Annotated in this window: 23 protein-coding genes; 9 read left to right on the top strand and 14 right to left on the bottom strand. The window is 37.8% G+C overall.

The genetic code is table 11. The features are described from left to right. Window positions 1-86: 86 nt before the first annotated feature. Both WAO84_RS10730 and WAO84_RS10725 read left to right on the top strand, forming a co-directional pair. A complete protein-coding gene (locus WAO84_RS10730) occupies window positions 87-938 on the top strand; it encodes a hypothetical protein (RefSeq protein ID WP_340065694.1) in 852 nt (283 codons plus the stop codon). Between the two features lie 159 nt (window positions 939-1,097). Next, window positions 1,098-2,876: a CocE/NonD family hydrolase gene (locus WAO84_RS10725; RefSeq protein WP_340065693.1), complete on the top strand. Its 1,779-nt coding sequence runs from the start codon at window positions 1,098-1,100 to the stop codon at window positions 2,874-2,876. Window positions 2,877-2,939: 63 nt separating this feature from the next. Here the strand turns inward: WAO84_RS10725 and WAO84_RS10720 are convergent, their stop codons facing one another. The 5 genes from WAO84_RS10720 to WAO84_RS10700 all read right to left on the bottom strand — a co-directional run bounded on the left by WAO84_RS10720 (window position 2,940) and on the right by WAO84_RS10700 (window position 8,260). After that, window positions 2,940-4,772, bottom strand: coding sequence for a S9 family peptidase (locus WAO84_RS10720; protein ID WP_340065691.1), 1,833 nt, complete (start codon window positions 4,770-4,772; stop codon window positions 2,940-2,942). Between the two features lie 278 nt (window positions 4,773-5,050). Then, window positions 5,051-5,638, bottom strand: a complete 588-nt coding sequence (locus WAO84_RS10715) for a hypothetical protein (protein ID WP_340065689.1) — start codon at window positions 5,636-5,638, stop codon at window positions 5,051-5,053. Between the two features lie 223 nt (window positions 5,639-5,861). Beyond that, the gene (locus WAO84_RS10710; RefSeq protein ID WP_340065687.1) at window positions 5,862-6,461 is read right to left on the bottom strand and encodes an aspartyl/asparaginyl beta-hydroxylase domain-containing protein; all 600 of its coding nucleotides are present in this window, start codon (window positions 6,459-6,461) and stop codon (window positions 5,862-5,864) included. Between the two features lie 445 nt (window positions 6,462-6,906). Beyond that, window positions 6,907-7,284, bottom strand: coding sequence for a hypothetical protein (locus tag WAO84_RS10705; protein WP_340065684.1), 378 nt, complete (start codon window positions 7,282-7,284; stop codon window positions 6,907-6,909). 85 nt (window positions 7,285-7,369) lie between these two features. Continuing rightward, the gene (locus tag WAO84_RS10700; RefSeq protein WP_340065682.1) at window positions 7,370-8,260 is read right to left on the bottom strand and encodes a vacuolar protein sorting family 37 protein; all 891 of its coding nucleotides are present in this window, start codon (window positions 8,258-8,260) and stop codon (window positions 7,370-7,372) included. A gap of 261 nt (window positions 8,261-8,521) precedes the next feature. Here WAO84_RS10700 and WAO84_RS10695 point away from each other — a divergent pair, with 261 nt between their 5' ends. Further along, on the top strand, window positions 8,522-8,662 hold the full coding sequence (locus WAO84_RS10695) for a hypothetical protein (RefSeq protein WP_340065679.1): 141 nt from the start codon (window positions 8,522-8,524) through the stop codon (window positions 8,660-8,662). A 138-nt stretch (window positions 8,663-8,800) separates the two neighbouring features. Here the strand turns inward: WAO84_RS10695 and WAO84_RS10690 are convergent, their stop codons facing one another. The 3 genes from WAO84_RS10690 to WAO84_RS10680 all read right to left on the bottom strand — a co-directional run bounded on the left by WAO84_RS10690 (window position 8,801) and on the right by WAO84_RS10680 (window position 14,456). Continuing rightward, window positions 8,801-9,445 (bottom strand): hypothetical protein, encoded by a 645-nt coding sequence (locus WAO84_RS10690; RefSeq protein ID WP_340065677.1) that lies wholly within the window; start codon window positions 9,443-9,445, stop codon window positions 8,801-8,803. Between the two features lie 383 nt (window positions 9,446-9,828). After that, the gene (locus WAO84_RS10685) at window positions 9,829-13,494 is read right to left on the bottom strand and encodes an amino acid adenylation domain-containing protein (RefSeq protein ID WP_340065675.1); all 3,666 of its coding nucleotides are present in this window, start codon (window positions 13,492-13,494) and stop codon (window positions 9,829-9,831) included. Between the two features lie 350 nt (window positions 13,495-13,844). Continuing rightward, complete coding sequence (locus WAO84_RS10680) at window positions 13,845-14,456, bottom strand: hypothetical protein (RefSeq protein WP_340065673.1); 612 nt, start codon at window positions 14,454-14,456, stop codon at window positions 13,845-13,847. A 267-nt stretch (window positions 14,457-14,723) separates the two neighbouring features. Between WAO84_RS10680 and WAO84_RS10675 the strand changes: the two genes are divergently transcribed. Further along, on the top strand, window positions 14,724-15,473 hold the full coding sequence (locus WAO84_RS10675; RefSeq protein ID WP_340065672.1) for a BAR domain-containing protein: 750 nt from the start codon (window positions 14,724-14,726) through the stop codon (window positions 15,471-15,473). A gap of 167 nt (window positions 15,474-15,640) precedes the next feature. Then, entirely contained in the window at window positions 15,641-16,123 is a 483-nt protein-coding gene (locus WAO84_RS10670) for a nuclear transport factor 2 family protein (protein ID WP_340065671.1), read from the top strand. A 327-nt stretch (window positions 16,124-16,450) separates the two neighbouring features. On the opposite strand, the gene WAO84_RS10665 is transcribed toward WAO84_RS10670, so the two are convergent. Beyond that, window positions 16,451-17,518, bottom strand: coding sequence for a DUF748 domain-containing protein (locus WAO84_RS10665; RefSeq protein ID WP_340065669.1), 1,068 nt, complete (start codon window positions 17,516-17,518; stop codon window positions 16,451-16,453). Between the two features lie 22 nt (window positions 17,519-17,540). Further along, window positions 17,541-17,756 (bottom strand): HVA1 family protein, encoded by a 216-nt coding sequence (locus WAO84_RS10660; RefSeq protein WP_340065756.1) that lies wholly within the window; start codon window positions 17,754-17,756, stop codon window positions 17,541-17,543. Window positions 17,757-18,054: 298 nt separating this feature from the next. Here WAO84_RS10660 and WAO84_RS10655 point away from each other — a divergent pair, with 298 nt between their 5' ends. Continuing rightward, entirely contained in the window at window positions 18,055-18,603 is a 549-nt protein-coding gene (locus tag WAO84_RS10655; protein WP_340065668.1) for a lipid-binding SYLF domain-containing protein, read from the top strand. Window positions 18,604-18,683: 80 nt separating this feature from the next. On the opposite strand, the gene WAO84_RS10650 is transcribed toward WAO84_RS10655, so the two are convergent. The 3 genes from WAO84_RS10650 to WAO84_RS10640 all read right to left on the bottom strand — a co-directional run bounded on the left by WAO84_RS10650 (window position 18,684) and on the right by WAO84_RS10640 (window position 23,877). After that, window positions 18,684-19,880, bottom strand: coding sequence for a Pycsar system effector family protein (locus WAO84_RS10650; protein WP_340065667.1), 1,197 nt, complete (start codon window positions 19,878-19,880; stop codon window positions 18,684-18,686). A 41-nt stretch (window positions 19,881-19,921) separates the two neighbouring features. Then, a complete protein-coding gene (locus WAO84_RS10645) occupies window positions 19,922-23,623 on the bottom strand; it encodes a ShlB/FhaC/HecB family hemolysin secretion/activation protein (protein ID WP_340065665.1) in 3,702 nt (1,233 codons plus the stop codon). An 89-nt stretch (window positions 23,624-23,712) separates the two neighbouring features. Continuing rightward, complete coding sequence (locus tag WAO84_RS10640) at window positions 23,713-23,877, bottom strand: hypothetical protein (RefSeq protein WP_340065663.1); 165 nt, start codon at window positions 23,875-23,877, stop codon at window positions 23,713-23,715. 208 nt (window positions 23,878-24,085) lie between these two features. On the opposite strand from WAO84_RS10640, the gene WAO84_RS10635 reads away from it, so the two are divergent. Genes WAO84_RS10635 through WAO84_RS10625 form a run of 3 tightly spaced genes read left to right on the top strand, consistent with a single transcriptional unit; the run spans window position 24,086 to window position 24,964 of the window. Next, window positions 24,086-24,415, top strand: a complete 330-nt coding sequence (locus WAO84_RS10635) for a YtxH domain-containing protein (RefSeq protein ID WP_340065661.1) — start codon at window positions 24,086-24,088, stop codon at window positions 24,413-24,415. Between the two features lies 1 nt (window position 24,416). Further along, the gene (locus WAO84_RS10630) at window positions 24,417-24,761 is read left to right on the top strand and encodes a hypothetical protein (protein ID WP_340065659.1); all 345 of its coding nucleotides are present in this window, start codon (window positions 24,417-24,419) and stop codon (window positions 24,759-24,761) included. 2 nt (window positions 24,762-24,763) lie between these two features. After that, window positions 24,764-24,964: a hypothetical protein gene (locus WAO84_RS10625; RefSeq protein WP_340065658.1), complete on the top strand. Its 201-nt coding sequence runs from the start codon at window positions 24,764-24,766 to the stop codon at window positions 24,962-24,964. Between the two features lie 56 nt (window positions 24,965-25,020). On the opposite strand, the gene WAO84_RS10620 is transcribed toward WAO84_RS10625, so the two are convergent. Beyond that, a complete protein-coding gene (locus tag WAO84_RS10620; RefSeq protein ID WP_340065657.1) occupies window positions 25,021-26,061 on the bottom strand; it encodes a helix-turn-helix transcriptional regulator in 1,041 nt (346 codons plus the stop codon). Window positions 26,062-26,175 lie beyond the last annotated feature (114 nt).

The raw sequence follows: 26,175 nt of genomic DNA, 5'->3' as shown, positions 1-26,175 counted from the left end.
ACTCTATAAAAGAATTTTTATTACAATAGGTTTTTTAATTATATTACATATATATAAACCCAATTTGATAAACATTACACTTTATTATGCAAACAAAAACTACAACTGCTCTCATACTTACACTGTTTATACTTTTAGGAGTACATGCTCAACAATACCCAACCTTTTACACGGCCGAACAGCTAGATAGTACCTCAGCAAGTTTTAACCTGAGAAACCGTGTAGGATTCTGGCATTTTAGTGGTCCAAGATCATCTTTTGATATCAATAATCCATTATCCATATACTGGAACGACGGAACGTATCACCGGTTTTTTGATATACTGGATAATGGCAATGTCGGGATTGGGACATCCACTCCGGTCTCCCGGCTGGAAGTAAACGGCGATATTGCTCTTAGCCGAACCCACAAAATTAAGTTTTTAGAAACCGTAGGAGGTACAGACCGTGCCTATATACGTTCTACCAATGGAGAAAACGGAAACTTTAATTCACTAATCTTTGCCATAGGCGGTGGGCAGGAAAGTATGATCATTGAGGCAGATGATGGAAATGTAGGTATAGGTACCCTTTCCCCAGGCCTTTGGAAACTGGCAGTAAATGGAAATATAAGAGCTAAAGAAATTAAAGTAGAAACCGGATGGTCTGACTTTGTGTTTGAAGAAGATTATCCCCTGCCTACTCTTAATGAAGTGGAACAATATATAAAGGAAAACGGCCATTTAAAAGATATCCCCAGTGCAGAAGAGGTAGAAGTCAACGGGATCTTTTTGGGCGAAATGGATGCTAAATTACTTCAGAAAATTGAAGAACTTACTCTTTATACAATACAACAGGAAAAGAAATTGAAGTCTCAGAGCAATACAATCGCAAAGCAACAAGGAGAAATTGAAGAACTACAAAGACAGGTTAGGTTGTTACTTATAGATAAAAACTAAATACATATTTATACAATTCATGACGGAAAACTGTCTTTCACAAGAAAAATAACAGCAACAAGGTTTTATTTTTTACAATTTTAAGTTGTTGGCATGTATTACTTTTAGCCCTGTGTTTATAAACACGAGGCTTTTAATAACTACCTGAATACCAGAAAAATGAAATACATTAATTTACTTATAGTACTGTTTGTACTGGGGCAGGCTTTAGGGCAGGCACAAGATCTGGAGACCGATACGTATATGGCCAACTCACAATCTTTTTATGTTCCTGCGGTTAACGGAACCCAACTGGCGGTAGATGTATATTTCCCAAAAGAATACCAGGATCAGCAATTGCCGGCACTTCTTGAATTTACCCGCTATTGGAGAGCTTCCGAAGATCCTGAAACCGGACAACCGCAATTATTATTTGATGAACGCGATCTTTTTTTCCTCGCGAATAACTATATCATTGTAAAAATAGATGTACGCGGAACCGGAGCTTCTTATGGTGTACGCCCCGGGGAATACACCCCTTTAGAGGTGCGCGACGCCAGGTATATAATAGACTGGGTGGTAAACCAGTCGTGGTCCAATGGTTTGGTGGGGGCCTATGGCACTTCATATTCAGGCACTACAGCAGAACTGTTGTGTGCCACAGGACATCCCGCAGTAAAAGCGGTGGTGCCCGGGTGGTCTGATTTTAACTTGTATAAAAGTCCGGTATGGCCTTACGGCATGCTGGCTACCGGTTTTATAGCTACATGGAGCCAATACGTAAATTTACTCGATCAGAATGCCACGGAGGTACTGGAAGCGGGAGTGCGTCGTGTAACCGATCGTATCCCGGAAGAAGCAATTAAGGAACATGCCAATAACCCCATTGTACTTGAAAATACCCGTAAAGCACCTTATCGGGATTCTAAATTCGGAGACTATACCTATGCCGAATGCGACCCGATATACTGGCGAAAAGAGATCTCCGAATCGCAGGTACCCATGCTGGTACTCACCAGTTGGATGGATGCCGGAACGGCAGAAGGTACCTTAATGCGACTAAAACACTTTAAAAACCCGCAAAAAGTAGTCATGATGGCCACTTCACACGGAGGAGACTCGCATGCGAGTCCGTTTGTAGTGAGTGATACCCCCATAGCACCGGTTCCCGGCGTACAGGAACAACTGCAGTTACAACTCGATTTTTTTGATCATTATCTGAAAAACACACCTAACGGATATGAAAAACAGCCCACTATTACCTACTACAATTTGGGGGAAGAGACCTTTAAAGAATCAATGGTATGGCCCCCGGCCGGACAATCGCGTAAAAAATGGTTTTTACAGGCTAATGGGGTACTCGGCTCTTCTGCTCCAAAAGAAACAAAAGGGTATGACACATATACGGTAGATTTTTCGGCCTCTACGGGAACTCATAACCGATGGGCCACACAAATGGGAAAGCATGTTTTGGGCCTGAACCAGCGAAATGCAAATGACTCTTTACTATTGACCTATACCACTTCTCCACTTACCAAAGATCTTCAGATTACCGGAACTCCTGTGGTATCGTTACAAGTATCATCAACTCATAAAGAAGGAGCCCTTTTTGTATATCTGGAAACGGTTGATGAAAACGGCAACAGTACCTATATTACTGAAGGCGGGCTGCTGCTGGAACACCGAAAACTCTCAAAAGACCCTGTATTTGGAGAGGTACCTTACCATTCCTTTAAAAAAGAAGATGCTGCACCTATGAAAGAGCATGTGGTTGAAGAAATTACATTTAAACTATGGCCCACTTCTGTACGTATTAAAAAAGGGCATGCGCTTCGGATTGCCATAGCCGGTGCTGATAAGGATACTTTTGACCGGGTACCTCCTGAAGGAACACCCACTTATAGTATATTTAGAAATGAAAATAAGATATCGTTTATTGATATACCGGTAATTGAATAAGAAGAGTAGCTATTGTTTCCATTACACTTTGTAACGGAAAACTTTTTTACGACTGGTATAAAATCAGATCCTTCCGATTTTTTCATTGGCCCACTCTAACCAGTTAGCCAATACACTTTTAAACTGAAGAGGATTACCAATGCTATGTCCGGCACGCGGATAAATAATCATTTTCACTTCTTTACCGGCATCTTTCATGGCACGATACATTTCCCAGGCCTGTAATGTGGGGCTTCGGGTATCATTGGCCCCGTGTAAAATAAGAAGTGGTGTTTCTGCTTTTTTAACAAAAAACACAGGAGAAGCTTTCCGGTAGTTCTCAACATTATCTATAGGGATGGACCTATATTCCCAAATACCAATTTTTCGGTTACTAAACTCATGTTGACCATACAGGCTTACCAAATTTGACACCCCCGCTACGCTTATAGCGGCTTTGAAAGCGTTGGTTTGTGTAATGGCCCAATTGGCCATATACCCGCCATAGCTCCAACCGCCTATGATCATTCTATCAGCATCGGCTATTTTTAGTTCAATTAATTTGTTAACCCCCGCCATAATATCTTCAAGATCGGTTTGCCCAAATGCATTTCTGTTACCCGCATAAAAGTCTCTGCCATAGCCTATACTGCCCCGAAAATTGGGTTGAAAAACCACATAACCGTTGTCTGCAAAAAATTGTCCCATCCAGTTAAAATCATCTAAAACTACTGCATCGGGGCCACCGTGCGGAATAACCATAAGAGGATAGGTCGTGGAACGATCGTATTCCGGCGGATAGGTGACTATTCCCTGTACGTTGGTACCATCTTTGCTTAAATACTCCAAAGTGCTGCTGGATGTTTTAATTTTATCATTAAGTTCAGGATTCAGTTGGGTAAGTTGTAACGCCTTTTCAGGTTTTTGCCCAATAGGTAACGTGTATAATTGATTTGTCTTTGAGCTTCGCGAAGCAGTAAAAAAGATCTCTCGGCCTTCCAATTGATAATCGTAAATCACCCAAAAGGGAGATAGCATATTATGAATATCACCATTGAGACCAACCTTGTATATCCCCGTATAACCATTTTTAGGAGTGGAGAAACTAATCGTCTGATTGTCTATCCATTGTATTTTTTGAATGGTAGGATCAAATTCATAGGTTAGATTTTGTGTATTACCTGTACTAAGGTGGGCCATAAACAACCCATCATTGGAAGCATAGCCTTCCGTACTTGCCACAAAGGCTAGTTTTTGTCCGTCAGGTGAAAACACCGGAGTGGTAAAGGCATTACCATTACGGAATTTATAAACCGAGTTCCCGTTTTCAATATCGATAACTTCTACCCAACTGTTTACGATCCATTCATAAGTGTCATAGTTTTTGGCACCTACAAGAGCAAGATAGTTGCCATGGGTGCTGATATCAAATTCAACAATTCTATAAGTCCCATCAGTAATTTTTTTCGTTTTGCCAGATGTGATATCATAGGTCCAGAGTGCATTGGTATAAAATTCGGTACCTGCTACATAACCGCCTCCATTTTCTTGTTCTTTAGCAACGATAAGGCTGTCTCTGGGCTCGTCATCTACATAGGCAATGGTCTCATTATCCAACCACCGGTAATGCGATATATACGCCTGGGCATTAGATACTTTTTGAGGGACTCCTCCATTTTTAGGAAGAATGTAGATCTGTTGCAGGTTATCACGATAGGAAATAAAGGAAACATACTTACCATCTGGCGACCATTGAGGATCATAATCGTATTCGTTTTGGGTAAGTTGCACCTGGTCTTTCTCTTTTCTATCGGCCAGAATAATAGAAGACGTGGTTTTTCCGTCCCATTGCTCTTTGGTGGTTTTTACAAAAAGGAGTTGCGATCCAAAAACTTTAGGGCTGTTCAGGTTTTCCATACCTAGATGGTCTTCCACGGACAATTGCGAAAAAGCAAATATGGGAGCCAGAAGAAAAATGACGAATATAAATAAAAAGGGTTGCTTCACAATGTATGCCGGTAGCCGATCAGGATTTTACCATGACAAAACCGGAGTTTAAATATACGGATTTCTTAAATAGGAATGGCGTGACTATTTACCGGTGCGTAAAAATGCCATTGGGCTTATTACGATACGTAACCTCTTTATACATTGTGCAATTGCTACGATGCACTTTGCATTCAGGTGTATTTTTTCTACACTGCAGCCAGCTTATTTATCCTGGGTTGTATGATCCAGATCCCGATAAAATAAATCCATAATAAAAAGAACTCCACAACAAAATCTCCAAATCCTGCTTTTCGTTGTAATTCTGCAGTTTTTATGGTTTTGGCAACAAAATACATGGTGTGAAACATACAAAACATGGAAAATAAATGTAAAGGTACTATGACTACAACGATCCAACTACCTGCTTCAAATGCATCATCTACCTGTAATCCGCTAAAAATATTACCCAAATAGATCATTAAAGAAACTATATACACCAGCGGAATAAAGAAAAAGATCTTAAACCGGGTGGTTTTCATTTTTATTTCTGCCGGTATTTTTTCTTTCAGGCCCAATGCTATTGACCAAAACCAACCAAAAAAAACTCCGGTAAAGAGTATCATTACCAATGGGAACACTTCAAAAAAGTTCAGTACACTTTCATTCGTAGGGTTTGGATCGGTTTTTAGGTTCCAGAGCAGAGCAAACATGACATAAAATTGAAAAAGTAAGGGAACGCCCAATAATAACAAAAACAATTGCCAGTGTTTAAGTCTTAAAAACAGTTTTATCATGCAGTTTACTTTTTTAATTTCAGCTGTGGCTGCGGCCCCAACTCTTGTGAAGTGATAAAAATATATACAATAGCGCTAAAGCCATTGTTTTTTAACTATAAAATTGCCTTGTCCATCAGGCATACGATAAGAATATCTTACAGATTGTCGTTAACGTACCGTTTGTAAGCTGTTTAATTACGTATTCAGACCAGAAAATATAAAATACCGGTAAAAAAAGGATTTAGTTCCCAAATATCATGGACCGCACCCAGGCGTTAGGTATTACGTCGATAGTTAAATTAACTCTTTCTGTAGGCCCGTTATTGATCACTTTATGAGGATCGGTTAGTTTTAGGTACCAGCATTCTCCCGGTTTCATGGGTACGATTTCATTATTGAGATAAAATTCAACCTGGTCATTGGTTTGAATGGGGATGGTTAACCTGACCATAGATTCTTCTATATGTATCCCCAGAGTAGGATCAACATGTTCTTCTACTACCGAATTGGGAGCTAAGCGTAATAACCGTACCAAGTTTACGGTGGCATGTTCTTTAAAGGTATCTATAACCTTTATTAAGGAAGGGCATTTTTTTAAGGTAGGGGTATCCATCCAGTCTGTCCAGGTACCATCGGCATAGTTTTCAGCCGGCGGTGGGAATGGCAGCGTAGAATCTACCAGATGTGCAGGAGCCCTTAAGGGAACTACATCATAATATACAAAATTAGCATCTTTAAATATCTTAAGGTCCTCTAACATTTCGGATGCATCAAACTGCAAAGGTAATTGTATCCGGTCTCCGGCTTTATCTATGAAGTCATTAGGGGTGGAAGTGATCATTTTTAATACGTATTAAATAATAAACATACAGCATTTCCTGCATATGGAATAAAGTTAATATTTAATTTATATGTAAAGAAAGTTTGTTTTAATTTTTTTTGACACACCCACTTTACTACGTTGATTATGATCTTATTTTGGTTTTTAGTTTTCTTAGTTCTAAATGGCAGGTATGCAGATAAGATGTGTTTCGACATAATACATAAAAAGCAGCGTAATATATTAAAAACCCATCTTTTAAACTTACAAAAACAGTATATACGTAAATTTGTTATTGAAATACATGCCTTATAGTGCAAAGTATTAAAACAATAGTCTATACGCTTACAGATATCCGTAAGCATAAAGCATGACAGTAAACCACCCAATTAAAAAAGGCTTCCCTATACAGAAAGCCTTTTGTGAGTTGAACCGTAAATACAGCTTTAGTTTTTACGCTGTCTATTTAGTATCCAGCTTTCCAATAGAGTTTAAACGTATAAAATCGAATAAGGTAAAATACACTCCAGAGTATGGTTAATCCTAAAATCAACAGGATGATAAATTCCGGTATAAAATCGGGCAGCCCGTATAGGTAGTATAAGAGGGTAATAAAAAGTAACCAAAAAGACACATACACCATAAGCATCTCTACGCGTACGCTAAAAAGTCCTGTCAAAAAATTCCAGCCTTTTAATCGCCCATAGACAACAAAGGAATCTTTAGTATCTTTTTTTACTTCACAAACCAATCCTAAGCCAAGGTTAATAATAACCCGGTCTTTTTTGATACTGGATTTATAATTTAACTTATTTAAAAACTCTGATAGTTCTATTTTTTCCATAGGTATATATTATCTGATACATCCTCCATCATACTGACTTTGTTGAATTTCATTAGCCACCCAGGAATACCTCAAGGCAACTACATTATTGATTTTCAAGTTCCTGAACTTTTTCTTTCAGCTTTTTAATTTCTTTATTCTGTTTGATGAGGTAAAGTGTAAGTTCTTCTATCTTTTTCAGCAGATCCAAATTCATTTGTGCCAGCATTATGCCGTTTTCTTCAAACTCTTTTGCCGATGGTATTTCTGGCAAATGACTATTCTCTTTAATAAAGGCTTCCACCTCCTCAATACTACGCAAAGGATAATTTTCTTTAAAAACATAATCCGGAGCAGGAACATTCAGATCTATTTTTACCTCTTCTGCATGAATTTTCCCTTTTACGGTTAATTTCATATCAGGATTCTTTGTCCCGATACCAACGTTCCCATTTCTTGTAATCCTCATGCTTTCATACATAGGCCCCGGCCCATCTGTACCCTGAGTAAAAAAGGCTATCCCTACAAAATCTGTATCTATATTTTCTCTTGTAGCCGTGATAGCAGCTCTTCTCCTGCCATCGGAGGACTTCCATGTAATACCACCGAAGTAATTACCCATTCCAGGATCATTGGATAATAAAGAGATATGATCCTGGGAGGCATCCCCATAATTAGGATTAAATGGCAACGGATTAAATATTTGTAGTTTTTGATTGGCATTTGATACACCTACTCCAATGTCTCCATTAAGATTTACCGATAAAAGGGTTTTTATATTACTGCTTCCCAGGCGCCAGTCCTCAATCCTAAACGCATTATTTTCTGATTTAAGAGCGAGGGATAACCTATTCAATTGGTATAAATGAGATTCGTGTACCCCATTGGGGTTGTAACTTACATCCTCTTTTCGAAAATCTATTCCTTCTACGGTTTGTTGGGCGTTACTTATGGAGATGAGTCCTAATAAAGCTATACAAATGATACTTTTTTTCATGGTGTTTTATTGATTTTTAATTTGATATACAAATTGTTTTTTCTGTTTACTCTTAACGGGTTCTACATTTTTAAAAATGATTTTTAGTAAGACCTGTCCCATGTTAACTAATGAATACGGCTATTCATAAAAACGTAAAACTACTCGTCTAAATATAATTATTAACCCTTTTTTTCGTACATATAGAAAACAGTTTCTTTAGCAACTCTCTTACAGTTTTTACTGATGATGGAATGTTATATTGTATAACTAACTCTTGTTATGAGTTTTAAGTATTTTGCAGGAGCTATCCTGGTTTTTTCCTTATTACCCATCATGTATTTTCAGGGAAAAAAGATACTTGAAAAGGTACCCCGACTTCAGGAAACCCGGGGAAAAGAAGGTTTTTGCTTTTGTTTTTAACAAGTATCTTCAGAAACCGGATTTTATAGCAGCAGCAGTCAAAGATCCTGCAACCCGGGTTACAGGATCTCTCCAAATATCATGGTGAACTGTACAATAAAAATACCTGAATACCTTTACCGATTTTACCTTATTGGTTTACAAGAGTACCGCAAAGCCAAATCGCAAACTGGAAGAACGAAGGTTAAACTCAAAAAAATTGTTTTCAAAAGTATTTTCTCCATCCGATTCTCTTCTAGTATTATTATAACCTAAAGAGCCAAAGTTAGCATGAATTAAAAGGTTTTTAGACAATCCATACGTTATACCTGGCCTGGCCCCAATAAAGAAGGTTTTAATTTTTGATTTGCTTTCAAAACCATTACTGTTAAAGTCGCTATTGCCTTGTGAATAATTAATTTCACCCTGTATGTGAAAAGCGAGTTTTTTACCAACAGGAATAAATTTCTTTATATATGAAAAGACAATGAAAGCATTAGACTCTACTTCGTTATCAAAGGATGGTTCCTGACTTTTAAAACTACCTTCTGAATACTCATATCCTAAACCTAAACCCAGAAGCAGATTGTCACTAACTGCATAACCAATTTTTGGTAAAATTATGAAATTGAATTCATCGTTAACGACATCATCAATAATCAAATCTTCAACCTTTTCGGTAGTGATCGAAAAATCACCTTCTAAACTCCAGGTTCCTTTTTCTATTAAAAAGTTTTCTTGCGTTTCCTGAGCCATACTTAGGGTAGTAAATAGTACTAAGCATCCCGTAATAAATCTTGTCATGATCATGGTTTTAAATTTATAATTTCATGATTCAGTCAACATATATGCCAAAACACCTTTAGAAAATAATTTAACAAGTAAGTAAAAAGCTAAAGATTTTAATAATGTTTCTTAATGTATTACATCCTTAGTAAACTACTTTACAGGTGATGCAATGATTTTTAAAATATAGCATTAAAAATCAGATAGTTTGATATTCGCTCTACTCTATTACTAAAAATAACAAATACTAAAATACCTTCATATGGCAGTTAGTCATATGTATTTTTTAATATATATACTCTGATATTTTGACAGATAATAAAGGTATGACTATCTGGCAAATTTTACTATGGAGAGAGTTGATCGTACCCCTCCTCCCATCAAACAGAATAAGAAGTGCTCTAACACTTGTCCACCATTCGCGCTACAAACCATATAAAAGGTTCTACCTGGCCTTGTAATACACAGGTTCCCTCACTAATACTATAAAGTAACCCCTGAACATCAAAATACTGCAAAGCGGTAACTACATCTCTTTCGGTAAGGAGCAGTGAACAAACGGGTACATTGTGTTCTTTAAGTGTATCTTGCGTTACGTTTCCATCTTTTATTAAAATGGTGACAGGTTCAGACGTTTCAGAAACACGTACTGATATAGCGAGGTTGGGGGTTGGAAAAGAAGCCTGAGCTATCCATTCTTTAAGGAAGGCCGTAAACGTATGGGCCCAGCCTTCGATATCTGTGCGTTTCATATCTTTATCTCTTGTTTCTTTATGAGCCACTGCAAACTGCTCATCTACTTCACGTTCTGCTTCCTTGAGAGCTTCCAGAGTTTTGTCAATATCTTCCCGGGTATGTGCAGCAGAGCAAATGAGTCTCAAACGGCCACGACCCATTTCGACTATAGGATAGGTCACGGCCAGCGTTTGGACCCCACGTTTATACAAACTCTGTACTATTGCATACAATTTGTCTTTATCTTTAAAATGAGGCGTGACGATAGGCCCGTCTCCGGTTCCCAGATCATATCCTTCTTCTTCAAATCGCCGGCGCATGTATCGGGTCATATCCCATAGTTGCTCACGTAAGGTATTGTCAGAACGAAGTCGTCGCAGTGATGCTAGTGCCGCAGCTATATCTGCCGGACTAATGGATGCCTGAAAGATATACGCTCTGGAAGACGACTTCAACAGATCGATGTGCTGCTGGCTGGCTGCAATCACCCCGCCAATACTCCCTAAAGCTTTACTAAGGGTGGTCATGATAAAATCTACTTCTTCGGTAACTCCCTGAGCGGCGCAAATACCTGCACCTCTTTCACCATAAAAACCGAAAGAGTGTGCCTCATCTACTAATACCAGTGCATTGTATTTTTTTGCGGTACGTACAATCTGGGCTACGGGTGCCGTACCTTCGCCCATGCTGTAAACGCTTTCCAGTACTACCAGCACCGTGCGGTAAGGAGATACTTCAGTTTTAAGAACAGCCGCCAGGTCTGATGCATTGTTGTGCCGAAATGTCCTAATAGTTGCCCCACTGAGACGAGCACCATCTACAATAGATGCGTGACAGAGCTGATCGAGAACCACTACATCATTTTCTCCCAGAAGCCCTGATATTGCTCCCAGATTGGCGGTGTACCCGGTGGGAAAAAGACAGGCTGCAGGCTTTCCAACCAGATTGGCGAACTCGTTTTCAAAATCCTGGTGCTGATTTGTCATACCGGTCGCTGCTGCCGAAATACCCATCCCGGTACCAAAGTGCTTTAGTGCTCTGGAAGCTTCTGCTATGATCTCCGGGTCACGGTTCAGACCAAAATACAAATTGGTTGACCATATAATAGCTTCCTGTTCTTCATGGTGATAAGTATCTTCCACAATACCTCTGGCAGAGCTTCCGGTACGCAATACTTTACCATAGGGGTTTCTACGGTGATCGTTCACCATGCGAATGAGCTCCTGTACAAGTTTACTTTTATCATTAACGCTCCAAGAGGGTGCATTTGCAGCCTGAAAAGTAGGGTGACTGAACTGAATATTGGTTTGAAAGCCGGCCAGTGTATCTTGTAATACACTACCCTGCGTATCTGAAAAGACAGTATCTGTTTCTCTTGCGGTTATTCTGCACATATACTGAGCCAGTGCGTTTGGTGTAGAATGCTCCAGGATAGAACGAGCCGATACCTCTTTGCCCAATACTTTGGAGAGTCGGCGACTGAACTCCAGTGTAGAGAGCGAATCCAGACCAAGCGCATCGAATGAGTGATCGGGTACTACCTTGGTAATGTCGCCCAGGTTAAGCAGTGCCGCCACTTCACGCTGTATGGTAAATAGTATGGCGGCCTGTTGTTCATGATTTGCACCTGTCAAACCATCTGTATGACCGTTGGGATAGCTGGCAATATGAATACTTTGTTCCAAACGCACCTCTTTTTCCAGATCCATAAGTTTTTTGCGATCTAGCTTATCATTCGGTAAGAGCGGTAGTTCATCCAGATATCTTACTACCTGGGGAACCATGTATTTAGGGAGCCGTTCTGACAGATATGTTTTGATCTTTGCCTCGGTTATTGTTTGATCGCTGCTTACTACAAAAACCACGAGTATTTTTTGGCCTGTATCTCCGTCTATTGCTGCGGCTGCGGCGGCATTAATGCCCTGCATAGATTCCAGTGCCGATTCAATTTCTTCCAGTTCTATTCGAAAGCCTCTTATCTTTACCTGCTGGTCAGCACGCCCTAGAAATTCGATCTCTCTATTTTCGGTCCAGCGGCATAAATCGCCTGTTTTGTACAATCGCTTATCGGGAATATACGCACTGGGTTCCCTATCTATAAAGCGCTCTTTGGTCAACGCTGCGTCGTACAGGTATCCGCGTGCCAGCTTGTTTCCGGCTAAGTACAATTCTCCTGCTTCCCCGGTGGCAACCGGCTGTAAAGCATCGTCTAAAATATACGCACGAGAACCGGGTACTGACCTTCCAATGGTAACCAAACCGGTACCCGGAGGCACTTCGGCAATAGTAGAATACACTGTATCTTCGGTAGGGCCATATGCATTTAGAATGCGTAGCCCCGGTTTTAGCGCATACACCTGCTCTACAAGTGAGCGCTTGAGTGCCTCACCGCCAAAGACAAGACACTGCAGGCCTTTAGGGAGTTTTTCGACAGCCAGTAAGGCCTGCATGGCTGATGCAACCATTACACAAGTTCTCACCTCATCTTTTGCAGGTAGTCGGGTTAGGTCTAACGCATTCTTAGCCAATATAATGGTGCCTCCCAGGGAGAGTGTACCCATAATTTCCAGTACCGAGGTATCGAAACAAACAGAGGCCCCTGCAAATACCCCTTTCAACTCTTCATCACTGAATTTCTCGCGCATAGCCCAGTGCATAGCCACCACACTTTTATGTTCAACAGCTACTCCTTTGGGACGTCCCGTTGAACCGGAAGTGTAGATCACATAGGCCAGGTGGTTTGCCGAGGCGCGTATTGAAGTATCTGTATGTTTACCCACTTTGTTCATCCATACCAATTCGCACAATTCACTACAGAGGCTGGCAGTATGGTCATTATCTACAATAGCCGTAACAGCCCTTGAATGGGTTAACATATATTGTATCCGGCCTTTTGGATACGCAGGGTCCAGTGGCACATAGGCACATCCTGACTGCATTACCCCCAGTAACGCTGCCACCAGTTCCCAGGAGCGGTTCATACATACACCGACTAATGACCCGGGTTCTACACCACGATTCCTGAGTTCTCCGGCTACCTCCCCTGCCCTTTTTATCAGGCGTTTATAATCAATTTTGATCTCACCGTCTATAATCGCTACCTGTTCCGGGTGTTCCTGCATTTGTCTCACAATAAGACCGCAAATAGTGGCCTCCAGATCAATCTCCGCTTTTTGAGCAGATATTTTTTCCATGACTATTTGCCCATCCTGAGTAGTTTTTCCAACACTATTTTCTTCCTGTTTTACTCCTGCTGCATATAATGTGCGCCTCGGGTTATCTGTAATTTCTCCGTTCTCTGAGCCTGGGGTAAAGCTGTTCAATGTTTCCATTTGTTTCTTCTTTTTTGTAATTAGATTCGCTTTTTTTAAATATTAACCAGCATATATATACTCTTATAAAAATACAGGTATTACACTAATTTTTTATGCAAAAACTTACTTTTTAAGTAAGATATAGATTTAGTAAGTGAAAAGTTTTTACACATTCATATGTGTTGTGTACAGAGATATAAGTACACAGTGTATAACTAAATGTACTAGCAGTGTTCATACAATGCTGCTTATTAAGTACTTGAAATGAAGAGAAATACTAAGTAAGGCTTATAGCCGGATGGTATAGGATATGTTTTTATAAGGAAATTCTAATGTAAGTATGGCATATTTTGTATAAACAATTCTTTTTATTGTACCTTGAAATAGTACTCCTTTTCAGATTCATTCAAGAACCTCCAGGAAAGGCTACCACAACTGTTAAACCCTATTTGATCTGGATTATTTTCAATAGGATAATTGTCTATAATAAATTCGTTTCTGTCTGAGTTTTGAATTATGGCATTTTGCCAGCTAATAACGTAGTCTCCTGTAGTGATAGGCCTTAGTCCTATTTTATAGATGTACAGGCCACTGTTATTTTCAAGTTCGGGTAACGCCTGTATTTGAGCGTTCTCACATACGGGAAGAAATGAAAACTGTCCTATTTCAAAAACCAATGTAAACTGGTTAATGGCATCTCTAACATTCGAGAGATCATTTGGTTCAAAGAATTTATAAATAGAAAATACATCTTTTTGAGGAGAGTTGGAAAAAACAGAATCATTCATCGATTCGTCAAAGGCGTTGGAGGAAACTCTTCCGGTGATCCAGATGGTATCGTTAACAGAAAAATGGGATCCCGGGGTTACCTTAGTTTTATAAACATTATATACTAATGGCCTTTCTTCAAACTCGTCTTCACATTGAAAAGCCATCAATAAAGGAGCTATGAGTATAAAAATACATAGTTTTTTAGGCATTTTTTCTTTTTAGATGTGAAATTAACCAAAAGGTTGCCTTTATTGGTTTCTAATGTAAACCGAATAAGAATGAAGAATATAAATTAACTATATACTCCTGCATCAATTATGTTCTAATACATATCATAAATACTTTACAGTAGGTTCTTATGATAAAATACTCTTTCTATTAAACTTACAAAAAAGTATATTTGAAAGAAAAATAAACACGATAAGATATGTTTATTAACTAGTCATGACCCATTTTAATAACTTAAATAAAGATTAATGAAAAAATGTATTCTCTCTCTCTTCCTGTTTACTGTTTTTTTAACGGTGAATGCGCAATGGACAGATAATGGTTCTAATCTAAGTACCAACGATAATGTAGGAATAGGAACTGCTTCACCCAACGGTAAGCTGGAGGTTTATGATCCGGGGATATACACCAGTGCCCACACGGCCAATAGCTTGATTATAAGATCAGTACATCCTCCCCAGGAAAATGATAACAGAATGATTGGCCTGACTATGAGCTTAGACAATTCCGGGAACATGCATTCCAGCACCCAAAAATCTGTTGGAATATATGCACAATCTGCAGATGTATGGGGTAATGTAGTAGATATGTTATTCTACACAAGAAATCATTCAGGTGACGTATTCTCTGAACGTATGAGAATAACGGGAAATGGCCAGGTGGGTATAGGAACATCTGCTATGGGCACTCATAAACTGGCCGTAGAGGGTTCAATTGGAGCAAGGGAGATCAAAGTCGAAGTTAGTGGCTGGCCGGACTTTGTTTTTGAGGACGATTACCATCTCAAACCTCTCGAAGACGTAGAGGCACACATATCTGAGAAAGGTCACCTCCCTGAAATACCAGACAAAGCCGAGGTAGCTAAGAACGGGATAAACCTAGGTGAGATGAATGCCAAACTGCTTCAGAAAATTGAAGAACTGACGCTTTATCTCATAGAGCAAAACAAGGAAATAAAAGAACTGAAAGAAAAGATTAAGCACCTTGAAAACAAATAAAAGATCATAACAAACACTAAAATGAATATATAAATCCAGTTATTTTATACGAACTGGTAAACTGAAAATATCATTGCTTTAACCACTGTTGTACATACTCATTCTAGTTGTTATTTTTGACATAAATTATATACGAACAGGTAAAAATAAAATTAACACTATTCAAAATGAAATTAATTAAATACTTATTTATACTTACACTAGTACTCACCTCTTGCCAGGTCCCAAAAACTGATAATGATCAGCAGTCAATTACTGATGAAGAAATACAAATTGCGAAAGATCTCATTCAGGGTTCTTTTGATGATCTATGGGCAGGTGTAGATTCTACCAAGATCAGTACCTATCATACTGATAATTTTATCATTCTGGAGCAGGGTGAAGTTTGGGACAACAACCGGATAAAAGCATATATGCGTAAGCAGTTGGCGCGACCCGACAGACCAAAGAGAACCAATAGAATGGAATACATCTCTATTGATAAATACGGTACGTCTATTCAAATTGCATATCACAATTTTGCTGAGTTTACACGTGCCGATACTTTGGTGGGAAAAGCACAATGGCTGGAAAGTGCGTTGGCCGTATATACTGAAGACGGATGGCGCTTGAAAATGATGCACTCAACGCGGGCAAAGGCAGATAATTAATTACAGTACATTGTTCAAAATACGTTTTTAAATGTAGAGATGTCTAATGGTTTAGACATCTTCTATTCTTATACGCAATTATTAAAAGCATATCAAACCCTTTTACTGTTTAAACTCTGAGCCAAATCAAAAAATTGTTCGGAAAACTATTTTTTCACAGCCTTTTTTCTTTACCCTAAAGATGTTATAATGCACTTCACAAGTTACAGATGTACACAAAGGAGTAACCTGAAAAATTTTAAAAAGCATGCCCCATAAAAATAGTTTTATACCATTTAAAGCCATACAGAAACGGGCTAGTATTAGAAAAACAAGGAAGCTAACAAATTAGTTTGACGATGGATTAATATCTTCAAATTTTACATCATTGTCAATTTTTCCTTCATAAGCTCTTATCCAACCATTTTTCACTATGTTTATAATACTTGGAAAGGTTTTTGTTTTGACTTTATTGAGGTTTCCTTCAAAAGGTATTTTAGTAGCTAAAGTATTTTTCGATTTATTCTTAAAAATGAATTTAAAGAAGCCTACGAAACCTTCCCAAATGGTTTCCAAAAAACCATCTTCTTTTCCAATCATTTTGGTATCCTCCAAAATAGGCTTGACATATCCTTTAAGAAACCCATCTGCAATAGCAATTTCACCAAAAACATTGTACTTACCACCTTTAAAGTCGATACCTGCATAATGCCTAATAAAGGGGTTTAATGCGGTAGCATCTCCTTTTTCTAATGAAAAGGAAATATCCAGATCAGGTATTTTGCGAACCAAATCCATATCACCTTCCAGGTTAAATTTTCCTTCTCCTACACTCGTTCCGGTGACTTTGACGGAAGAAGGCAACTTCTCCCCTGTACGAACCACATTCCTTAAGTTTCTGGCATAAAGAGACAAATCATCAATATACAAATCAATATTGGGATCTGCAGATATTTGAACAAAGGCTATTTTACCCTGGTTCACGGTAAAACTATTGATGTTTATGGGCACCAAATTAGTCAATGCCCTACTCCAATCTTCTGTTTCGGTAGTAGTTTTTACCGTTTTTTGATTTTCAAAAACATAAATAAATCGGGGGCGCTCTAATATGATCTCACTTACCACTTTACCCTTGAACAGAGATCGCCACTCAAGAGAAATATCAACATTGGGTATTTCTAACATAGGTACGTCTGTTTTGGCAGATTTTTCTATAAGCCTCAGACCTTCAATTTGATAAGCTCCGCGATAGAGCGCAATATCAATATCTGAAACACTGCCTGTATATCCCGGTAATTGGTTCAATACCTGATTCACATACCGTTTTAATACCCACGGTAAAGCTAACCTGGATAGTACCAGGAGCAGAAAAAAAGTAAGGAGTACAAATCCGCTTCTCTTTTGTAACTTCTTCACCCATCCCACAATTTATATTTTTTCAGGAGTTCTTACGGAATACTTCACTTTCTTTCTTTATCATCCGGGAACCATCTTCTTTCTCTACCAACAAAACCTTATTGCTTACTTTTTCAGTACCAAGCATTTCATCACTTTCAAGGTTCTTTTTCACTTTTTTTGTAAAAGTATCTATCACTTTTCCTTCTTCGGTTCCATTATTGCATTTCCAGGAGACTCTGGTGCCTTTTCTAATCATCACTTACGTGTATTTAAATAAGTTACAGCGTGTAAATTTGGGCCTCTTTTTTTTAAATCATGTGTGTATATAAAAAGAAGATTGACTGATTTCATTCTTTTTTTAATGCAAACACACAATTTTCACAAAGCTATTTATATTTTTTGAATACTTTACCATTACTTCGCGTTTCACTTTTTTTACTCTTTTTTTCTCTGTATATCTATTGCATTAATATTCTTTTTAAATGTGACAATCGTTATATATAAATGAAGGTATTTTTGGGATAAAGAAAGTTTAACAAAATAAAAATATCCTTATGAAAGTTTTTAAAATACTGATATTGTGCCTTACCATCACAATGGGTTCTAAAGTATCCGCCCAGGAAAAGAACACTAATAAATTGATGGAAGACGTTAAAAGTGCAAAGGAAATGTTGATAGAGCGAGATGCCGGTCTTCAAAAGTTTTTTGATGAGTCTGCCGGATACGTTATTTTTCCCAATGTAGGAAAAGGTGGTTTTATTGTTGGCGGTGCCTCTGGTAACGGGATTCTTTATGAAAACGGTAAAGCTCAGGGTATTGCTGATTTGAAGAAGATAAGTGTTGGTCTTCAGGCTGGCGGACAAGCGATAATTGAAGTTATTTTCTTTGAAAATGACGATGAACTTAACAAATTTAAAAATGGTGAGTTCCAATTTGCCGCAAGTGCTTCTGCAGTGGCTGTAAAATCTGGAGTGGCTGTAAATGCCAAATACAAAGATGGTGTAGCTGTTTTTGCACTTCCCAAAGCAGGATTAATGGCCGATGCTTCTGTTGGCGGGCAAAAATTCAGCTATAAGCCCTTTAATAAGGACAGTGAAAAGTAATTTCAACCCTTAGGCTTTAACGTTACCATTGGTCAATAAATTTATTTTTATTGGCCATTTTTTATTGATACAGACTGTACCTATAACAATCTTTCGGTTCCGGCAATCTTAAAAGCCATGAAAAAAGCTATTACCGAAATGATAATACCTGTCATGAATACCATATAGTTCCAGCGGAGAATTCGATACTTTCGCTCTAAAACAGTTCCCAGAAAGTATAAATCTTTGGAGAGATTACTATAAATATAATCCTGATCTTTCAACATTTCAAAAATTGCCCATTCATAATCTTTTAAAGACATTTTATGAAAATTTCCAAAAAAAATAAGGTTTACTCTTTTCTTTTTTACATCTTCCTTGCTGAATTCTCCCCTGGTTATGTTAGGCTGGGTTGCTATTATAGATAAAATCATGGAAACCACACTAAATATTACGAATAATAAGGTAGGATATATTAGGTAAGTGTTTGACGGGTTGTCTAATTTTGGAATTAAATTGGATAGGGCCAAAGAAATGATAATAGCGTTCACCGAAAGAAGTATGTTCGCTTTTGTATCTGCAATATCACTTAGTTTAATATGGTTCCTGAGAGCTACTCTAAACAAAGTCTGGACTCCCCTATCGGGGTTTTCAGCCTTTAACTTCTGTTTAAGTTTTTCTCTTTTCTTCTTATTAAACCATTTCTTTTTCGCTTTTACTACTTTTTTAAGATTCTTCTTTTTACTGCCGTTCCAGGTATCCTGAGCATACGCTGTATAAAAAGAATGCTCTGTTCTCAGATATTTCTGCATTTTCTTTGTCCATTCTGCAATTGTATAGTTTTCTGAAGTATGAGAATTAATTTCTTCTCTTTTTAGTTCTGATAATGTGATAAATTGTTTAGATCCTACATAAGCGGTAATGGCATCTGATAAGATATGCTCTTTGGTACCCCACGCACTTGTATCTTTTTGATTGAACCGTATCAGGTCTTGTACTGATGCAATGGTTTTTTTATCGGCTTTGTTTTCTTCAAGAAAATGTGTTGCCAGTACAAGGCTTTCTTTTAAAGCATTTTCGTAACTTTTTGTAAAACCCGAATAGAAAAACCATAATGCCAGTAGGATGTTATTAGCAGTTTCCCTATCTATATCGGTGTTTTTAATTAACTCGTTACCTGACTGTACGATACTCAACGTTCGCTGAAAATTATGAAAGACGAGATCCCCGCTGATTCTGTTCCCCCACAGGGAATACACGTACTCTTCAACCCCTTCTATTATTTTTGTCGTTTTCATGTATTTCTCTTGTCTTAGGTGTTTTACTTCCGGTATTTTTTTTAGAAAGATAACCCAAAACCTATTTGAATCAAATTATTTTCTACGGAATTGAACCAACCGGCTTGTAAAGAAATAGCACCCAGGGTTCCCAGCCAAACACCTATTCCCTGTGAGGTATGCCATCTTCCGGAGTTTTCTCCGGACTGCCAAACCCGTCCGTAATCAAACCCTCCATAGATCCCCAAATTAACAGGGGCTACTGAAGTGATAAATCTTTTTAAACGAAGCTTTACATCAGTAGTTTGATAGAAATAAGAATCTCCCGTAAAACGTTCATCTCTAAAACCCCTCAATCCATTATTTCCTCCTATTGATGGTGCCTGATAGAAAAAATAGTCACCTCCAAAGTTAGTTCTCCAGGCCAAATCTGAAGATACTACCACATTACCGGAAGGTATAAGCTTTCGATCAAACCCTAGTGAAAGCCCAACATATCCGAACCTGTTATTACTGATCTCAGTATTAAATTTATATCCTGCATTCAATTCCATACGCAAGGCTCTGGTAGGAAAGTCTCCCGAATCATCTATATCGTATCTTACAGACATTTCTGTACCCAAAAATTGTTGATTTTCGAAAATGCTTTCATTAAAGTTATCTGTATTGAATAGACGATTTTCATTTTCTGTTACCTGGAATGACTCATATAATAACTTAACTTTAAGACTCTGAAACGTAAGTCCAGAAGTTAACCTGAACTGACGTAAACGTGCCCGATAGAAATCAATATCCAGATTGTCTTCTAAATTAACGCTGTTGTTTCCCAAGCCAAAAAAGTTTCGCGCATAACGGTCTGAAGTATAAAATGCTTCAAACTCCAGGTTCCAGTCGGGAAATACATTACCAAAAATAGCTTTATAATCTATTTGAAAGGCCTGAAAACCGGTATAATATCTGGCTCCCAAGGTATGTCGCTCTCTGAAAGGGTTACCATTAATTCCTCTTTTTGTATATACATTAGAAGCTCCAAAGAAAATACCGTCATCAGTTCTAAACCCTGCCAGAGGCAGTAATACATTGGTGTTAGGTTTATGATATCGCCAGTGATATGTATTCACTTTATACTGGTTGGTAAACAGCGTTTTTGGTTTTTCACCTTCAAGAATTGTTTTTTCATGTTTCCAGTCATATACTTTTGTTCTTTTTGCATTCTTTATTTTATATGAATCCTCTCCATATCCTCCAATTAGCCTGACCTTGATCTCAGATTTGCCTGAACCCCGAACTTCAAACTCGTCTTTATCATTAAGACCATACACATGAATTTCTCTGGTCTGCTCAGGGTAAAAGGTCCTTTTATAAAAAATGGGGTCGGGTTTGTCTTTAAGTAACCTTTTTCCGGTTATTGTAGTGGTTCCGTCTTCATTACGGGTAATAATGAATTGATCATCTTTATGCGTCCCTTTAACAGAAACGATTTTGTTTAGATACTGCCCGTATTCATACGCCCATTGCGGTAATTTGTTTAAACGTATTTTTAAGTATTCTTTTATTCTATGACTGGTGCTATCTATAAATTCCGGAGGAAGTTTTTTAAAAGCGGCCTCAATATCATCTGCTGTTATGCTATCGGCAATTTTTTTTGCTATTTCTCTCCATTCTCTGGCTTCTTTTTTACTGGTAAGCGCTTTATCCAGAGGCATTCCGTATATGTTTAACCATTTTAGGTTTTTGATCTCTTTATCAAAAGTTTGCCAGGGTCTTACGGAAGGGATAAACAGTTTGAATGCTTTTAGAAAAGCGCCGTCAAATTTAGGAAAGCTGTTGTCTCTATCCCGAGGTATGGGAACAAACAATTTCTCATTATCTTTTTCATACTCCATCCATCGCCATTGATCATGATGACGATCCCAGTCCCCTATCCACATATCAAAAACCCTGGCCCTTATATAGGCTTCGTCATCAACAACGTATGATTCATCCTCTTTTAATTTCTCCAACATGTCTGTTGTACTTTCAAAATCTTCAATAGATCCTTTTTCCTTAAACATTCTTTGATATCCCGGGTATTGCTCCTGTTCGTCTGAAGGTCTTCTTTCAATATAATACAATTCATCTCCATACAAATCGTTAAAAGGCTCAAGTGCTTTTTGTTTAGGTATATAAAACAGATCTACATCCGAATGGTTAACTTTAGCGGCCTGCGCCAAAGGATTGACTACGACTTGCATATAGGGATGGGCGGAAGAGAAAAAGTCTTTCACTACATCCTGTACCCAGGTATCTTCAAAATCTTTCTGGTCAAAGGTAAAACCAGGAAGCTTAAAGCGTAAAAACCGCAGAGCATTCTTCTTTAGCGATCGCATGTTGTACTGTCTGTCACTGGTGTCTTTTAAACGTAGGGTATTAGACTGGTGGCCTCCCCCTTTTTTAACTACGCTGAGGCCTCCGTAAAGCGTATCAAGATAAGCTACGGGAACTTTTATATTTTCTCCGTAGTATTTACGGTAACGCTGACCCCATAAAAATTTATGGGCCCCTGTTCTTTCTGTATCTTCTTTTTTGTAGATGGACGTATTTTTAAAGCTTTTGTTCAGTTTTATAAATTTCTGGGGTTCGCTAACCACATCCTTAGCAGAAAGGCTGCTCTTGTGTGTTTTTATAACACCCTTGTCCATAAAAGTAAATTCTACGTCGTGACTCCCGTCATCGTAATAACGTATCTTGCTATATCCCGGTGCAGCAATACCGAAATGCCCTTTATAGGATAAAGTACCCCCCGGAGCTGATATTATATCTTTGGTAAGATGCACGGGAGCTGTTTCTGAAACCGTTCCTGTAATGATTTGGGTTATTCCTTCACCCTCTAAGAACTGTAAACTGTTTTCGTGAGCCGAAACTATGGTTATCCTTTTTGAATTTTTAGCAAGCGCCGTTACCACTACTCGTAAAAATTGATATTTATAAGCGTTTAAATAGTCGGGATCAAAGGCGCCCAGATTTTTAAATTCACTCCATATGGTACCCAGAACGGGCAATGGCAATAAGTGATCTTTAAGTATGGTTTGCCCTGCGTATTTTCCATTACTGAAAACGGGATGATGCATGGCAATAAGCAGATTTTTTCCCTGACTATCATTAATGTACCCTTCTAAAACCTCTACAAACCTTCTTCGGGTTACAATATCAGTACATTTAAAGTTTATGTTATTAAGCCTTGACCAGTTGGAAATAAACCATTTGGAATCTATAAAAATAATATCGAGGTTTTCATTAATGACCCTATGTTCTAAAGGACAGGCATTTTTTGGCAGAAAAGTAACCAGATCTTTATCCAGATCTTTAACATGATCCTGCAAACGCTCTACTTTCAAGGCGTTGTATGCCATCCATTCATTATTTCCCGGAAGAAAGAATGTTTGCCCCTTAAAATCTCTTATAATGTTTAATTGAAGTTTCAGATATTCCAAATCGGTTTTCCAGTCATCTTCCTCCTCTGAAATATTATCACCCAGATACAAAAGTGAAGCAGATGCCGGTGAATTGGCAAGTTCTAACTTAAGCTGTGCTAACAATTCATTAGTATTTGGCTTTTTTAAGTTTCCAACACCTCCTACTGTGTAAATAGTATGTAACACTTTTTTTGAACCCGAGGTTTTATAATCAGTATTCTGGGAATATAAGTTCTGGGTAAGGCCGGCCATACAAAAATAGCCAGCCATACCTATTAAAAACATACTATGAATTTGCTGCTTAATCATACTTGAAAATTGATCCGCCTGAAAGCGAATTAGTTAATGGGCTAAATGAAGGAGTATTGAAAATTCTAGTGAAGAAAGGCACTTTAAAATTAAAGAATAGCACCCGAGAGAATGACCAATAAAATCAAAATGAGCAGTACTATCAAAATAAATATAAAGCCTATCCAGGTCTTTTTATTCTTTTGAAAAATATAATTTCTCGTTTCATTTTTTTCTTCTTTTGCTAAATGAAATCTTTCTTCTCCCTGTTTCATAAATCTTTTTTTTGTTTTATTTAAATTTTATCGCTAGCAAGATATTTGAACTCGGTATTTCTCATTGGTTCATTTGCGATAAATCTTGATCTATTTCTCCAACTGAAATAAGCAAATAAACTAATGAAAAGAGCAAAGAAATGAACAGAAGATTCACGATATTTGTGATAGTAAGAAAATTAATTAATAATTCTAAAAACATTTAGCTATGAGTAATAACACGAATATTGTTTTAGGTGTATTGGCAGGAACTGCCATTGGGGCCACTTTAGGAATACTTTTCGCTCCTGAGAAAGGTTCGGTAACCCGTAAGAAAATTTCTGATCAGGCTCGTAAAACGACCCATGAGATCGGAGAAAAAGCAAATCAAATAAAAGATGCTATTATTGAGAATGTTGAAACTCAAAAAGCGAGTTTAGATACTAGAATAGATGCTATTGTAACAGATGCCAGTTATAAGGCCGAGGATCTTATTACTTCATTAGAAAGTAAATTGAAGACTTTGAAAGAGAAGAATAAGAAACTCCAATCTGCTTAAAATGCCGAAAGAAGTTAATATTCCTCAAAATACCTCGGCTGTGGAAACAGGCGAAAACTATGTTAAGGCTACCAGGAAATATTATCATCTGAAGGTTTTCCAGCAAATAGCCATACTTTCTACATCCTTTGTAGAGGTGTTTATTGTTGGAAGCCTTCTTCTCTTTGGCATCGTTTTTATGGCTCTTTCCGGAGCGATTGCTCTGGGAAAAGTATTTGATAATATGGCTTTAGGGTATGTGTGTATTGCTTTCCTCTTTGTTCTGTTTGCAGGCCTGGTTCTTTTGCTTCGCAAAAGAATTTTTAAAAGCATTATTCGTAAACTATCTAAAACTTATTTTAATTAAAGATGAAGGTATACGAATCATTAGAAGAGATTGAACGGGATTTAAAGATCTATGATCTTGAACGCAAAATTGCAAAAGAAGAAGCAAAAGCCATGGGTTTTCAATTAAGAAGTAAACTTGTTATTAATCCGCTTCTTAAGAAGATCCTTCGGTTTGCAGGCCGATATGGTTTTATGTTGATCTTGAAAAAAATAATTCGTTAGCTTGAAGCACATTTAATATTTTCAGCAAAGTATTCCTAAAAACGGGAATACTTTTTTTATGTGGATACTTCAATTTGTGCCAAAACATTTTCTTTAAAATCACTTGGGCTAATGTTGTATTTCGCCTTGAATATTTTTGAAAAATAGCTGCGGCTGCTAAACCCTACCGAATAAACTACCTGTGAGATATTCATATCGGTCTCCCTAAGATAGTCTCTGGCTGCTTCAAGACGCACGTGCCGAATATACTCGGTTACCGTGCGGGTGTATAAAAGTTTAAAAGCCTCCTGTAGTTTGGCCTGAGAAAGACCCGTTTCTAAAGAAAGTTCGTCCAACCGATAATTTTTTGACGGATTGGCAACAATTTGTTTTGCCAGATCACGTGCAATTTTCAATTCCCTGTTAAGCAATGTTGTAGGTAAACGTTTTTCATTTACAAACTGTTCATGATCGGCAATGTGATTTGATAATATTTGATATATTAACCCTTCTATCTGCATAATACGAATCATACCTTTAGATGTTACACTTCGCAATGCACTTATTTTATCAGCCAGGCGCAGATCATAAGCCCCGTAAAAAGCAAATGTATTTTGATCATCCAGATCATGAAAGACTTCATACAGCTTGTTATTTAAAAGCTCTACTCCATTGAGTCGCTTTTTAAGAAAACTTTTTCTTGTAATTTGAATTACGTTTATTTCTAAAGGAACGTTCTTAGGGAAGTATCCAAAGTTCAACCCTCCTTTTCTGCTGGTTATAATTACTGATTGAAACTGTTCCAAAGTTTTTACTTCATTTTCAGATTGATACTCAAAACGGTGTTTACAATAACCTTCCAGACAATATGCGAAATGTATGGGATTGTATCTGGAAGCATCCATTATTAATTTAATATCATCATAGAAGGTGATATCATATTCTAGAAGACTTACTCCCCAGTCAAATGTAATGAAACGAATAATGCCATTGGCAAGAGAACCGCTAACGTGAAGAATATGTTCTCCCCAGCGTTCTTCTATTCGACCTCCAATAACTTCTTGAATCTGCTTTACCGTGCCTGCGGTATCCTCGGCTGTAATGTTAATTTCGGTCATAAATTATTTGATTTTGTTAATCGTTTGAAACAAAATGAATTATCTATCCACATTTCCTAGCAAAAGTAAATGATTTTTGAAACGCTTTGTTTAACGTTCAACGAAAAAAGGGTC

Origin of the sequence: Ascidiimonas aurantiaca (assembly GCF_037646345.1) — a bacterium.
Lineage (GTDB): Bacteria > Bacteroidota > Bacteroidia > Flavobacteriales > Flavobacteriaceae > Ascidiimonas > Ascidiimonas aurantiaca.
Note: the sequence above shows the minus strand (reverse complement) of the source record. Positions and strands in the feature narration are given on the sequence as shown.

What these genes read in the sequence shown, in the direction of transcription:
- WAO84_RS10730 (WP_340065694.1), top strand. Translation starts at nt 87, where the DNA reads ATGCAAACAAAAACTACAACTGCTCTCATACTTACACTGTTTATACTT.
- WAO84_RS10725 (WP_340065693.1), top strand. Translation starts at nt 1,098, where the DNA reads ATGAAATACATTAATTTACTTATAGTACTGTTTGTACTGGGGCAGGCT.
- WAO84_RS10720 (WP_340065691.1), bottom strand. Translation starts at nt 4,772, where the DNA reads ATGGAAAACCTGAACAGCCCTAAAGTTTTTGGATCGCAACTCCTTTTT.
- WAO84_RS10715 (WP_340065689.1), bottom strand. Translation starts at nt 5,638, where the DNA reads ATGATAAAACTGTTTTTAAGACTTAAACACTGGCAATTGTTTTTGTTA.
- WAO84_RS10710 (WP_340065687.1), bottom strand. Translation starts at nt 6,461, where the DNA reads ATGATCACTTCCACCCCTAATGACTTCATAGATAAAGCCGGAGACCGG.
- WAO84_RS10705 (WP_340065684.1), bottom strand. Translation starts at nt 7,284, where the DNA reads ATGGAAAAAATAGAACTATCAGAGTTTTTAAATAAGTTAAATTATAAA.
- WAO84_RS10700 (WP_340065682.1), bottom strand. Translation starts at nt 8,260, where the DNA reads ATGAAAAAAAGTATCATTTGTATAGCTTTATTAGGACTCATCTCCATA.
- WAO84_RS10695 (WP_340065679.1), top strand. Translation starts at nt 8,522, where the DNA reads ATGAGTTTTAAGTATTTTGCAGGAGCTATCCTGGTTTTTTCCTTATTA.
- WAO84_RS10690 (WP_340065677.1), bottom strand. Translation starts at nt 9,445, where the DNA reads ATGACAAGATTTATTACGGGATGCTTAGTACTATTTACTACCCTAAGT.
- WAO84_RS10685 (WP_340065675.1), bottom strand. Translation starts at nt 13,494, where the DNA reads ATGGAAACATTGAACAGCTTTACCCCAGGCTCAGAGAACGGAGAAATT.
- WAO84_RS10680 (WP_340065673.1), bottom strand. Translation starts at nt 14,456, where the DNA reads ATGCCTAAAAAACTATGTATTTTTATACTCATAGCTCCTTTATTGATG.
- WAO84_RS10675 (WP_340065672.1), top strand. Translation starts at nt 14,724, where the DNA reads ATGAAAAAATGTATTCTCTCTCTCTTCCTGTTTACTGTTTTTTTAACG.
- WAO84_RS10670 (WP_340065671.1), top strand. Translation starts at nt 15,641, where the DNA reads ATGAAATTAATTAAATACTTATTTATACTTACACTAGTACTCACCTCT.
- WAO84_RS10660 (WP_340065756.1), bottom strand. Translation starts at nt 17,756, where the DNA reads ATGATTAGAAAAGGCACCAGAGTCTCCTGGAAATGCAATAATGGAACC.
- WAO84_RS10655 (WP_340065668.1), top strand. Translation starts at nt 18,055, where the DNA reads ATGAAAGTTTTTAAAATACTGATATTGTGCCTTACCATCACAATGGGT.
- WAO84_RS10650 (WP_340065667.1), bottom strand. Translation starts at nt 19,880, where the DNA reads ATGAAAACGACAAAAATAATAGAAGGGGTTGAAGAGTACGTGTATTCC.
- WAO84_RS10645 (WP_340065665.1), bottom strand. Translation starts at nt 23,623, where the DNA reads ATGATTAAGCAGCAAATTCATAGTATGTTTTTAATAGGTATGGCTGGC.
- WAO84_RS10640 (WP_340065663.1), bottom strand. Translation starts at nt 23,877, where the DNA reads ATGAAACAGGGAGAAGAAAGATTTCATTTAGCAAAAGAAGAAAAAAAT.
- WAO84_RS10635 (WP_340065661.1), top strand. Translation starts at nt 24,086, where the DNA reads ATGAGTAATAACACGAATATTGTTTTAGGTGTATTGGCAGGAACTGCC.
- WAO84_RS10630 (WP_340065659.1), top strand. Translation starts at nt 24,417, where the DNA reads ATGCCGAAAGAAGTTAATATTCCTCAAAATACCTCGGCTGTGGAAACA.
- WAO84_RS10625 (WP_340065658.1), top strand. Translation starts at nt 24,764, where the DNA reads ATGAAGGTATACGAATCATTAGAAGAGATTGAACGGGATTTAAAGATC.
- WAO84_RS10620 (WP_340065657.1), bottom strand. Translation starts at nt 26,061, where the DNA reads ATGACCGAAATTAACATTACAGCCGAGGATACCGCAGGCACGGTAAAG.